This is a genomic window from Variovorax sp. KBW07 (assembly GCF_003852515.1).
Classification (GTDB): Bacteria; Pseudomonadota; Gammaproteobacteria; order Burkholderiales; family Burkholderiaceae_C; genus Variovorax.
The window spans coordinates 1,122-13,034 of record NZ_QAJK01000069.1 but is presented as its reverse complement, the minus strand read 5'-3'; the positions used below and the strand labels follow the sequence as shown (position 1 = coordinate 13,034).

The window sequence follows — 11,913 nt, the reverse complement described above, 5'->3', positions numbered from 1 at the left end:
TCGAACACGATCTCGGGGTGGCCGAACGGCGGGTCGTACATGCCGAGCAGCTGCATGTCGCGCACGATGCTCACGCCGGGCGTGTTCTTCGGCACCAGCACCATCGACTGCTGCTTGTGGCGGTCGGCGTTGTCGGGGTCGGTCTTGCCCATCAGCACGAAGATTTCGCAGCGCTCGTTCATGGCGCCGGTGATGTACCACTTGCGCCCGTTGATGACGTATTCATCGCCTTCGCGGCGAATGCTGCAGCGGATGTTGGTGGCGTCGCTCGATGCCACCTCGGGCTCGGTCATGGCAAACGACGAACGGATCTCGCCCGCCAGCAGCGGCGTGAGCCAGCGTTCCTGCTGGGCCTTGGTGCCGTAGCGCGCCAGCACTTCCATGTTCCCGGTGTCGGGCGCGGAACAGTTGAAGATTTCCGCGCACCAGTAGCGCCGGCCCATGATCTCGCACAGCGGCGCGTACTCGACATTGGTCAGGCCGGGGCCGTGCTCCGCCTCGGGAAGAAACAGGTTCCACAGCCCGCGTTCGCGTGCCTTCGCCTTCAGGCCGGCCATCATTGGCAGCTCGGCATAGGGGCGGCCGGCCCGCGCGTTGGCGGCCAGTTCGTCCTCGCGGCGCTTTTCGTTCGGATAGACGTAGTCGTCCATGAACTTCAACAACTCGTCGCGCAGCGCGATCACCTTGGGCGTGTATTCGAAATGCATCGGGCGTCCTTCAACAAAGTGCGTTGAAGTTAAGCCGCGCGGGCGGATTCGGACGGTCCTTCGCGCGACAGGCACGGGCCGGTGCTGTCACCTTCGCAGCAGCGACGCGGTGCCCCGGCGGCGCGAGAATGCGGGCCATGACCACAAGAACACCGGAGACCCCGCAGAAACCCGCAGCACCGCGCCCCATTCGCGCGGCGGCCACGCTCATCGTGCTGCGCGACGCGGGCCGCGGCCTCGAAGTGCTGATGCTGCGCCGGGCCGAGAAGGCCAACGACCAGAACAGCGGCGCCAGCGTTTTTCCCGGCGGCGTGATCGATGCGCACGACCGCAGCCTGCATGGGCAATGCAGCGGCGTGGACGACGACGCCGCAAGCGCGCGCCTCGCGGTGCCCGAAGGCGGCCTCGACTACTACGCGGCCGCCATCCGCGAGTGCTTCGAGGAAGCCGGCCTGCTGTTCGCCACCGATGCGTCGGGCGAACTGGTGAAGCTGGACGGCCTGCCGCCCGGACAGCTCGCCACCATGCGCGAAGCTGCCGTGCAGGGAACCGATGCGCTGCTCGCGCTGTGCGCGGAACATGGCTGGCAACTGGCGGCCGACCGGCTGACGTACTTCACGCACTGGCTCACGCCGCCGGGCATGCCGCGCCGCTTCGACACCCGCTTCTTCCTGGCCTTGATGCCCGAAGGGCAGAGCGTGCGGCCCGATGGCAGCGAGACCGTCGAGCACATGTGGCTCAAGCCCGCCGAGGCGGTGGACCCGGCGCGCGGCCTGAAGCTGATGAACGTGACGCGCCGCATCCTGCAGCAGCTGGCGCAGTTCGACAGCGCGGACCACGTGGTCGCGCATGCACGCGCGCTGCGGCACATTCCCCGCGTCATGCCCCGGCTGGCCACCGGGCCCGCGGGCCTGCGGCCGGTGAACATGGAAGAGGCGGCGTATGAAGAGGTCGGCCTTGTCGATCCGGACGGCGCGGGCCACGGCCGCTACGTGCACGAGGCCGGGCTGGTCATGCGGCTGTCGGCGCGTATCGTGCGGATGACGGATGGCCCGGCGCTGGCGCACAGCTACTTCGTGGGCGCGGCGGGTGGCGATTGCGCGTTGATCGATCCGGTGTTCGCCGATGCGGCGCATGTCGAAGCGCTGCGCGCCGCGGCACCGGGGCGCGTGCGCTGGATTCTTTGGACGGGGGCGCAGGCCGGGGCGTCGGCCGATGCAGGCGATGCGCTCCGCGCCGCGTGGCCCGAAGCGTCGATGGAGCAGCCTGCGCCGGGCGACGAGATCGCCATCGGCGACGCGAAGCTTCAGGTACTGCAGAGCGCCGATGACGCGCAGGCGCGCCAGTTCCTGCTGGTCGAAGAACACACGCTCTTCACCGGTGCCGCGCCGCTTGCCGTGACCGGCGACGCCGATGCCGTGCAATGGATCGCACCCGGCCAGGGCTTCATGCGGCGCGCGTTGCACGGCGTGTAGTCCTGCACGCCGCGATGCCGCACCCGGACAGGCCGCTCTCTCCGGATGGCCGGGCATCGGCGGTGCGCGGCAGGCGCCAATGGAACCGCACTGGCGCGCTCATCACGCCAATTCAGAAAAAGGGAATCCAGGAGCTGGCGATTTCCGAGCAAGCAGTGCGTTCAGGCCCGTCCGAGGGCCGCTGCCGTACATTGAGGCCGTTGAACGTGCTCAATCACTACATGACGTCAGGTCCCAATGCCACTGCTGCGCATCACAAAAAACGGTACTCCTCTCTGCACCGTGGGTTCGGCCGACGTGTGGATGTTCTCCGCCACAATCAGCGCTGACATCTGGGGGCCAGCCCGCTCCGAACTCACCGTCACAGGCAACGGAAAGCGACGCCCCGACGGCTCCTCGGATTTTCTGATCTGGGAGATGGCGCATGAATTGCACAAGGGCGATCGCGTCGTCTTCTCTTTCGAAGAGGGCTCGGAGTCGTCACCCGAGGGCTCCCTGCTCGATGACGACGATGGCGATGACGACGACTCACCCGAAGACCAGCCCATCGATCTCGTTGCTTCAGAGGAGGAGATTTCCAACCTGGAGGCACGGTCGAAATTGAACCTGGATTGCGGGTGGCGATTTCTCGCTCCCGGTGAGCGAGAAATTTTCGTGGCCCCGAATGACGAACGCCAGAACCTCAGCCTCAGTCTCCTCTGGAACGAAATTCGTGCCCACCGCATGCGCGCAAGCCTGTCCCAGTCGTCGCTTCGAGAGATCATGAGTCGAAGCGGAGGCGAAGAGATCTTCCTCGGCTACTTGGAGCAGGCCGCGTGCATCGAACTCACGGTTGGAACCTGACCCGCTCCAAGACAACCCCACACGCCAGCGCATGCTCCGCCTCATCGTCATCGCCGTTGCCTGCACCTTCCTGCTGATTCCTGTTGCCGCCTTCTCCGGCAGCATCATTACCAGCATCGAGCCCGTCGGCCCACGGCTGGCGAGCTGGCCGCTCTACGAGCCCTTCACCGCCGAGAACGCAGCGTCCGACTTCATGCCGGAAAACGGCAAGCTGTACGCCCGGTCGATCGCGGAGATCGTTGCGACGCTCGGGCTTCGGGAAGCAACGCCGGGCCATCGCGCCGGGCCGAGCCCCTGAGCGCTCACTCGCAGAGCTTGATCCAGCGTTCGAGCCGGCCCGTCACGCGCGGCGTGTTGAGCCGGCCGATCGACCCGTCCATGTCCTCGGTGCCTTCGCTCTGGCAGAGCAGCACCACGTCTTCGCGCACATCGCCGGCGCCGAAGAAACCTTCGCGGTCGAGTTGCTCCATCGCGGCGATGCAGGCCTCGAAAAGGCCGGCATGCAAGACGTCGAACTCGACCTCGCAAGGCAGGTCGTCGCGGTGGCAGGGCAGGATCATGCGGTAGGCAATGTCGAGGAACTCGCCGCCCTCCGTGTACGGCCACTCGGCGGAGCACCAGACGTCGCTTTCATCGGCCATGTCGCCCGGCGCGCCCAGCGCGAGACTGCCGGCGGCGTGGACGATGGTCATCGCGCCATCGTCGCTGCCCAGCGAGAAGAGACGAACCGTCTCGCCGGGGTGGGCCTCGCGGATGGCCTGGAAGGCGCGGCGGGCGCCTTCGCGAATCTCGGTGGTGAGCAGGGGAAAGTCGATGCGGGCGGGGTCGTGCGTGCCCTGGCGCACCAGCCGGTAGCCCTGGGCCTCGATCTCGCCGGCACGTTGTGCGAGCGCTTCCTTCGCGGCCTGGGGGCTGGCGAACGCGGCGACCGTGGAGTGCCCCATGGTTTTCGCCCTGCCGCTCGCGGCCCACAGCGAACTGCCGAACTGGCGCAGTTCATGGAAGTGGGTGGGCACCTCGTCGTCGAAGCGGTAGAACAGTGACCAAGTCATGGGCGGAGACTCCTTCGTTCGGGGTGGGGGCGCAATGCCGCCGCGAGCCTATCAGCCCCACGGGAATCCGTAGAAATTGCGGCCCCCCACGAATCGGGGGTTCGCTGGACCGCGCTCTGAGGGAAAATCTTTTGCGTACGAAGGCAATACAACAATACCTCCAGCGCCATGACACTCGACGAACTCTTTGCCAATGACGAGTCGCTCCCCACCGTCCCGAAGGTGGTGGCCGACCTGATGCAGATGCTGCGCGACGACGACGTGCCCTTTGCGGCCATCGCACACCGCATCGAGCTCGACCAGGTGCTGGCGGCCAAGGTGCTGCAGATGGTCAACTCGCCGTTCTTCGGGCTCCGGCGCAAGATTTCCTCGATCCAGGGCGCGATCCTGATGCTCGGCCTCTCGGCCATCCGGTCGTTCGTGGTGAGCTCGGGCCTGTCGGGCGCTTTCCGCAAAGTGGAGGGCGTCAACCTTCCGAGCTTCTGGGCGCACAGCCTGCGCGTGGCGTCGGTCTCGCGGTACCTGGCGTCGAAGACGCTGCGCGTCGACCCGAACCTGGCGTTCACCGCGGGCAGCATGCATGGCATTGGCCACCTGCTCATGGCGCAGGCCATGCCCGAGCGCATGGCCGCGCTGAATGCCGTCCACCCGTTCGAGGCGCTGGGGCGCGCGCAACTCGAGCTGGTCGAGTTCGGCTACCACTATGGCGACGTGAGCGCATCGCTGGCGCAGCGCTGGGATTTCGCTTCCGACCTGGTCGGTGCGCTGGCCAGCTTCGTGAATCCGGCGAAGGCGGAACGTGTCGATCCCCTGGGCAGCGTTCTTCATCTGGCGGTGTGGCGCGTGGCGCTGGAACGCCAGGGCGTGGACCTGAGCAGCATCGGCGGCTTCTGGCCGAGCCAGTCGGCGATGGCGATCGGCATCACCGAAGACATCGTGCAGGAAATGCCGGCGCCGCGCGAGCTGGCGGCGGACCTGGAGTCGATGATCGCCTGACGCGCTGGCCGGGCCAGGCCGGCCCACATACCGCCAGCCGCCAGCCGCCAGCAAGGAGGCGGCCACTGCCGCCTCGTCCGCGTGGCATGCATCGTGCAAGATCGCACCATGCTTCCCCTGTCTCCCGACGCGCTGCGCCAGCGGCTGCGGTCCTTTGCCTCCCGCGCGCAGCCGCTGCGCATTCTTCTCACCCTCGGCAGCCTGATGGCGGTGTGCGGCTACACCGGCCACGCCGACGCGGTGATCCCGCTGTTCCTTGGCGCCATTGCCAGCGCGCTCGCCGAAACCGACGACAGCTGGCGCGGGCGCTTTCGGGCGCAGGTCGTCACGCTGGCCTGCTTTGCCGCCACGGCGTTCGCGGTCGAGGCGCTGTTCGGGCTGCCGCTGCTGTTCATCACCGGCCTGGCGCTGGCGGCCTTCAGCCTCACGATGCTGGGCGCGGTCGAAGCGCGCTACAAGGCCATTGCCTATGCCACGCTGATCCTGGGCATGTACGCCACGCTGGGCATCGAGAACATGGCGTCGCACGGCATCGACGCGGCGGCCAGCCGTGGGCGCGAGCCGCTGCTGTTGCTGGCGGGCGCGGCCTGGTACGGCGTGTTCTCGGTGCTCTGGTGCGCGGCCTTTCCGGCGCAGCCGGTGCAGGCGCGGCTGGTCACGCTGTTCACGGTGCTGGGCAACTTCGTGCGCTTCAAGGCGTCGCTGTTCGAGCCGCTGCGCGGTGTCGACATCGAAAGCAAGCGGCTGTCGCTGGCGCAGCTCAATGCCGAGGTGGTAACCGAGCTGAACGCGGCCAAGGAAAGCATCTTTCGCCGCATCGGCGCACGCGCGCCGACAGGGCGCATCTCGCGCTACCGGGGGCTGTACCTCATTGCGCAAGACGTGCACGAGCGCGCCAGCTCTTCGCACGACGACTACAACGCGCTGGCCGACGCCTTCTTCCACAGCGACCTGCTGTACCGCTGCCAGCGCGTGCTGGGCCTGCAGGGCCTGGCCTGCCAAAGGCTGGCGGCATCGATCGAACGGCGCGAGCCTTTCGAGGTGGGCACCGAGACGGTCCAGGCGCTGGCCGACCTGCGCAGCGCCATTGCGCACGAGCGCGCCCGTGCCCAATCGCCCGAGCGGCTGATGCTGTTGGGCTCGGTCGAGGCACTGGCGCGCAACCTGGCGCAGCTCGATGGGCAGCTCACGGGCGCAAGCCAGCCGTCGGCACGCGCCGGCCGCACGGAGATGGGCCTGTTCGACCGCTCGCCGCGCTCGTGGCGCGATGCGGTCGAGCGCGTGCGGCGGCAACTCACGCCGCGCTCGCCTTTGTTCCGGCATGCACTGCGGTTGTCGATCGCGCTGGTGGCGGGCTACGGCGTGATGCGGTTGATTCACCCCGCGCAGGGCTACTGGATCCTGCTGACCACGCTGTTCGTGTGCCAGCAGACCTATGGCGACACCATCTCGCGCATGGGCCAGCGCATTGCCGGCACGGCGCTGGGCGTGGTGGCGGGCTGGGCGCTGCTGCAGCTGTTTCCGCAGCCGCTGGTGCAGTCGGTCATCGCGGTGGCGGCCGGCGTGCTGTTCTTCGCGACGCGCGCCACGCGCTACCTGCTGGCCACGGCCTCGATGACGCTGCTGGTGCTGATGTGCTTCAACCAGGTCGGCGACAGCGGCGTGCTGCTGGTGCCGCGGCTGGTCGATACCGCCATCGGCAGCGCGATTGCCGGGCTGGCGGTGCTGCTGGTGCTGCCGCACTGGCAGGCGCGCCGCATCAACGAGCTGGCGGCCACCGCGCTGCGCGGCCATGCGAACTACCTGCGGCAGATCGTCGCGCAGTACCGCACGGGCGCACGCGACCACCTCGACTACCGGCTGGCGCGGCGCAACGACCACAACGCCGACGCGGCGCTGTCGACCGCCGTGTCCGACATGTTTCGCGAGCCGGGCTACGTGCGGCCGCGCGCCGGCGTGGCGCTGCGCTTTCTTATCCGCTCGCACACGCTGCTGAGCTACCTGTCGGCGCTGGGCGCGCACCGTGCCGCGCTGCCCGATTCGGCGCAGATGGCGGTCTTGCGCACCGCGGCCGAAGGCGCGATCGAGGCGCTGGATGCGCTGGCGGCCGGGCTGGAAAGCGGTTCGGTCGATGGCCCGCGAGACACCGCCGCCGAACTGGCAGCGCGCAGCGCGCTGGCGCAAGCGGCGGCCGCGAGCGGCGAGCCCGATCCGCAAGCGCGCACCTTCCACACCGAGCTGGGGTTGATCTGGCTGCAGATCGACGCGCTGCGCGGCCATGCACGCGAGTGGCTGCGGCCGGAAGGCACCGAGCCCCCGGCCGTGTAACAAGAAGCCGCCAGGGGGCTGCGAAGCGGAACATCCGTGCGCCCCGGTCGGAGAAAGCGCCGTCTTTGGGCCGGGTCGGCCGGCGGCGGGTAAAATTACCCCTTCATGTCCCGCTGGTTTGCCGCTACTGTCCTTGCCATCATGTTGTCCTGCTACGGCTTTGCCGTGCTTGCCCACAACCTGATCGGTGCCGGCCATGCGCATGGCGACACGGCCATCAGCCTGGTCGGCCCGGCCGAGCAGACGCTGGTTACCAGCGTTTCCTTCGCCGATGCAACCGCCGGCGACGCCGCCGGCAAGCCGGCACCGGACGATGCCCCCGCACACGACGAAGCAGGCTCGGAACACGCCGAGCTGGTCGATGCCCGCAACGACGCGCGCCTGCCGCAGCGTCTGACGGAACCGCTGCCGAAACTCGGCCTGACCACCACCATCTCGCCGCTCCTGGAGCGGCCCAAGCGGCCTCCCCGGCTCGCCACCTTCGTCGCCTAGGCCCCAGGGCCTTGCGCGACCGGGTGCCGCCCCCGCGGCGCCCGCCCCCTCCGATACGGCCTGCCGGCCCTCCGGCACACCCGCATCGCAAGCACCACCGCTTCCCTTCCGGCCGTACGCCCGCTGCACGTTGCATTGCGCGTCCAGTCCGTCCAGCCGGCGCAGGCCCCCTCACACAGCTTTCAAGGCTCTCAAGGAAATCAAGAATGAACAACAGCCCGACCTCTTACCACCCCGGCTTCGATATGCCGGTTGCCTCGGTGCAGGAACGCAACCGCGTGCTGCGCAACACCTACTGGCTGCTCGCGCTGTCGATGGTGCCCACCGTGCTCGGCGCCTGGATCGGCGTTGCCACCGGCTTCTCGCGCGCCATGTCGCCAGGCATCGGCCTGATGGTGTTCCTGGGCGGCGCCTTCGGCTTCANNGGGCCTGATGCTGTCGCGCCTGGTCGGCTCCGTGCTCGGCCTGGCCAACGGCGCCAGCCTGGTGATGACGGCGTTTGCCGGCACCGGCGCGATCTTCCTGGGCATGGCCTCGCTGTCGTCGGTCATCAAGCGCGACCTGTCGGCCATGGGCAAGTGGCTCTTCATCGGCGCCATCCTGCTGCTGGTGGCGGGCATCGCCAACTTCTTCATCAAGTCGAGCGCGCTGATGATGACGCTGTCGGTTGCCGCCATCGGCATCTTCTCGGCCTTCATCCTGCACGACCTCAAGCGCGTGAAGGACGGCCTGGAGACCAACTACATCTCTGCCACGCTGGGCGTGTACCTCAGCATCTACAACGTCTTCCAGTCGCTGCTGGCCCTGCTGGGCATCGCCGGCGGCCGCGACGAGTAATCCCCGGAAAAGGAGAACTGACATGCGCCTCACCACAAAGGGCCGCTTCGCGGTCACCGCGATGATCGACATCGCACTGCACGGCCGCTCGGGCCCCGTCACGCTGGCCTCGATCAGCCTTCGCCAGCGGGTCTCGCTGTCGTACCTGGAACTGCTGTTCGGCAAGCTGCGCCGCAACGAGCTGGTCGAATCGACCCGCGGTCCGGGCGGCGGCTATTCGCTCAGCCGCAAGGCAGCGGACATTTCCGTGGCGGACATCGTCCTCTCGATCGAGGAACACGACACCGAGTCCACGCGGCGACGCGACAACGGCGCACCCGGCGATGCCGGCCGCTGCGAAATCGACGAGCTCTGGGCCACCGTGAATCTTCGCGCGGTCGAGTTCCTCAAGTCGATCTCGCTGCAGAGCCTGGTCGACGAGCAGAAGGCCAAGGGCGTGCAACCCGCGGCGCGGCAGGACACCCGGCGTACGCCGGCCGGCCAGCCCGCGGTGCGCAAGCCCTTCGTTGTCGACGCGCCCAACTCGGTGTTCGCACTGGGCCGACGCCACCAGCAAAGCGCGAGTTAAGCTCGGCCGCTACTGCCGTACCCCGCGCGGGGACGGCAACCGCAGCCAGCCACAGACCGACCGCTTTCGCGGCCCATGCAGCCAGCTTCCGCCACGGATCGACGTGGTGGCGAGCTGGCGCCTGCATGGGCCTTTTTTCGTTGTCGGTCGCTGCGGCATTTCCTGTGGCGACCCCAGGATTCACAGGATTCCTTCATGTTGCAACGCAACACAAACGGCACAATGCACCACACAGGTGCGCGCGCGCGAACCGGGCAATTTCTCGCTCTCTTCGCGCGCCCTGCGCTCTGCGCACTCCTTGCGCGCGCGACACCGCGATTTCCGATGGCCATGACCTCCTCTTTTTTCAAGCTTCTGCTTCCGGTTTCCCTGCTCGCGCTCGCCGCANNCGCCCGAAGTCGGCGTGGTGGCCCTGCACGCCAGCGACGTGGCCGTGCACACCGAGCTCTCGGGCCGCACGGCCGCCTACCGCGTTTCCGAAGTGCGGCCGCAGGTCAACGGCATCGTGCGCAAGCGGCTGTTCGAAGAAGGCAGCATGGTCCGCGCGGGCCAGGTGCTGTATGAGATCGAGCCCGGCCCGTTCGAGGCCGCGCACGAGCAGGCGCAAGCCACGCTGGCCACTTCGCAGGCCACCATTGCCAGCCTGCGCGGCAAGGCCGAGCGCTTCGGCGAACTGGTCAAGGCCAATGCCGTGAGCAGGCAGGAGCACGAAGAAGCGCAGGCCGCGCTGGTGCAGGCGCAAGCCGGCGTGAAGGCCGCGCAGGCGGCCGTGAAGGCGGCGCGCATCAACCTCGACTTCACGCGGATCACCGCGCCCATCGCCGGACGCATCGGCCGCTCGGGCGTGACCGAAGGCGCACTGGTGGCACCGGGCCAGGCCATGGCACTGGCCACGATCCAGCGGCTCGACCCGATCTACGTCGACGTGGTGCAGTCGAGCCTGGAGCTGACCAAGCTCAAGCGCCGCTTCATCTCGGGCGACATGGCGCCGGCCAGCACCAAGGTCGGCCTGCGCATGGAAGACGGCCTGCCCTACCCGCATGCCGGCACGCTGAAGTTTTCTGAAGTGGGCGTCGATGCGGCCACCGGCTCGGTCACGCTGCGCGCGGAGTTTCCGAACCCGCAAGGGCTGCTGCTGCCTGGCATGTACGTGCGCGCGCAGGTCGAGTCCGGCGTCGAGCGCCAGGCGATTCTTGCGCCGCAGCGCGGCGTGGCCCGCAACGAAAAGGGCGAGCCGACCGCGCTGGTGGTGGGTGCCGGCGACAAGGTCGAGCTGCGTCCGCTCGAAGTGCGCAGCGCCGAGGGCGAGCACTGGGTCGTGACCAAGGGCCTGCGCGAAGGCGACCGCCTGGTGGTGGACGGCCTGCAGCGCGCGCACCCCGGCGAAAAAGTGAAGCCGGTGCCGGTGTCCACGGCGGGCGCATCGCCCGCCGCCGCGACGCCTTCCCCGGCCGATTGACCAGAACCGACAACATCCCGTGATCGCCAATTTCTTCATCCAGCGGCCCGTCTTCGCCTGGGTCATTGCCATCCTCATCATGCTGGCCGGCGGCGTGGCCATTCGCACGCTGCCGGTGTCGCAGTACCCGGACATCGCGCCGCCCACCGTGGTGGTGTCCGCCAACTACCCCGGCGCCTCGGCGCAGGCGGTCGAGAACAGCGTGACGCAGGTGCTCGAGCAACAGCTCAAGGGCATCGACGGCCTGATGTATTTCAAGTCGACCAGCAGCTCGGCCGGCTACGCCGAGATCAGCGTCACCTTCCGCCAGGGCATCAACCCCGACACCGCCCAGGTGCAAGTGCAGAACAAGGTCAGCCAGGCCACCAGCCGCCTGCCGCAGGCGGTGCAGCAGCAGGGCATCACGGTCGCCAAGTCGCAGAACAACTTCCTGCTGATCGTGGCGCTCTACGACGAGACCGACCAGCGCACCGACACCGACATCTCCGACTGGATGGCCAGCAACCTGCGCGACCCCATCAGCCGCGTCGACGGCGTGGGCTCGGTGCAGGCCTTCGGCGCGGCGTATGCCATGCGCATCTGGCTCGATCCGCACCGGCTGGCCAGCTACCAGCTGATGCCGTCCGACGTCACCGCCGCCATTGCCGCGCAGAACACGCAGGTGTCGGTCGGCGAAATCGGCGCGCGCCCTTCGGCGCCCACGCAGCACCTGAACGCCACGGTCACCGCGCTCTCGCGCCTGCAGACGCCCGAGCAGTTCAGGGGCATCGTGCTCAAGACGCAGGCCGACGGCGCCGTGGTGCGGCTGGGCGACGTGGCGCGGGTGGAAATCGGCAGCGAGTCGTATGCCGAAACCACGCGCCTGAACGGCCACCCGGCCGCCGGCTCGGCCGTCATGCTGGCGCCCGGCGCCAATGCGCTGACCACCGCCAACGCGGTGAAGGCGCGCATTGCCGAGCTCGAGCGCTCGCTGCCCGCCGGCCTGCGCGTGGCCTACGCGGAAGACACCACGCGCTTCGTCAAGATCTCGATCAAGTCGGTCATCAAGACGCTGCTCGAAGCCATCGCGCTGGTGGTGGTCGTGATGTTCCTCTTCTTGCAGAACTGGCGCGCCACGGTCATCCCGGCCATTACCGTGCCGGTGGTGCTGCTGGGC

At 68.3% G+C, this 11,913-nt stretch carries 11 protein-coding genes and 1 pseudogene; 10 read left to right on the top strand and 2 right to left on the bottom strand.

The window, feature by feature from the left end; all coding sequences use genetic code 11:
- The coding region (locus DBV14_RS33905) for an acyl-CoA dehydrogenase family protein (protein WP_260397049.1) at positions 1-707 on the bottom strand (707 nt) is incomplete at its 3' end.
- A 137-nt stretch (positions 708-844) separates the two neighbouring features.
- On the opposite strand from DBV14_RS33905, the gene DBV14_RS15320 reads away from it, so the two are divergent.
- From DBV14_RS15320 to DBV14_RS15310, 3 genes are all read left to right on the top strand, one after another.
- Positions 845-2,182: an NUDIX domain-containing protein gene (locus tag DBV14_RS15320; protein WP_124460014.1), complete on the top strand. Its 1,338-nt coding sequence runs from the start codon at positions 845-847 to the stop codon at positions 2,180-2,182.
- A gap of 237 nt (positions 2,183-2,419) precedes the next feature.
- Positions 2,420-3,025, top strand: coding sequence for a hypothetical protein (locus DBV14_RS15315; protein WP_124460013.1), 606 nt, complete (start codon positions 2,420-2,422; stop codon positions 3,023-3,025).
- A 31-nt stretch (positions 3,026-3,056) separates the two neighbouring features.
- Positions 3,057-3,323 carry a hypothetical protein gene (locus DBV14_RS15310; RefSeq protein ID WP_124460012.1) on the top strand — a complete coding sequence of 89 codons (267 nt, stop codon included), beginning with the start codon at positions 3,057-3,059 and terminating at the stop codon, positions 3,321-3,323.
- Between the two features lie 4 nt (positions 3,324-3,327).
- Here DBV14_RS15310 and DBV14_RS15305 read toward each other — a convergent pair whose 3' ends face one another.
- Positions 3,328-4,077, bottom strand: coding sequence for a DUF4303 domain-containing protein (locus DBV14_RS15305; protein ID WP_124460011.1), 750 nt, complete (start codon positions 4,075-4,077; stop codon positions 3,328-3,330).
- 168 nt (positions 4,078-4,245) lie between these two features.
- On the opposite strand from DBV14_RS15305, the gene DBV14_RS15300 reads away from it, so the two are divergent.
- From DBV14_RS15300 to DBV14_RS15270, 7 genes and pseudogenes are all read left to right on the top strand, one after another.
- Positions 4,246-5,073 carry an HDOD domain-containing protein gene (locus tag DBV14_RS15300; RefSeq protein ID WP_124460010.1) on the top strand — a complete coding sequence of 276 codons (828 nt, stop codon included), beginning with the start codon at positions 4,246-4,248 and terminating at the stop codon, positions 5,071-5,073.
- A gap of 108 nt (positions 5,074-5,181) precedes the next feature.
- The gene (yccS, locus tag DBV14_RS15295; protein WP_124460009.1) at positions 5,182-7,401 is read left to right on the top strand and encodes a YccS family putative transporter; all 2,220 of its coding nucleotides are present in this window, start codon (positions 5,182-5,184) and stop codon (positions 7,399-7,401) included.
- 141 nt (positions 7,402-7,542) lie between these two features.
- Positions 7,543-7,893 carry a hypothetical protein gene (locus DBV14_RS15290; RefSeq protein ID WP_124460008.1) on the top strand — a complete coding sequence of 117 codons (351 nt, stop codon included), beginning with the start codon at positions 7,543-7,545 and terminating at the stop codon, positions 7,891-7,893.
- Positions 7,894-8,099: 206 nt separating this feature from the next.
- A pseudogene (locus tag DBV14_RS15285) lies at positions 8,100-8,730 on the top strand (Bax inhibitor-1 family protein).
- Positions 8,731-8,752: 22 nt separating this feature from the next.
- Positions 8,753-9,298, top strand: coding sequence for an Rrf2 family transcriptional regulator (locus tag DBV14_RS15280; protein ID WP_124460007.1), 546 nt, complete (start codon positions 8,753-8,755; stop codon positions 9,296-9,298).
- A 406-nt stretch (positions 9,299-9,704) separates the two neighbouring features.
- Positions 9,705-10,757: an efflux RND transporter periplasmic adaptor subunit gene (locus DBV14_RS15275; protein WP_260397048.1), complete on the top strand. Its 1,053-nt coding sequence runs from the start codon at positions 9,705-9,707 to the stop codon at positions 10,755-10,757.
- Positions 10,758-10,776: 19 nt separating this feature from the next.
- Positions 10,777-11,913: efflux RND transporter permease subunit (locus DBV14_RS15270; protein ID WP_185546026.1), on the top strand; the 1,137-nt coding region annotated here is incomplete at its 3' end.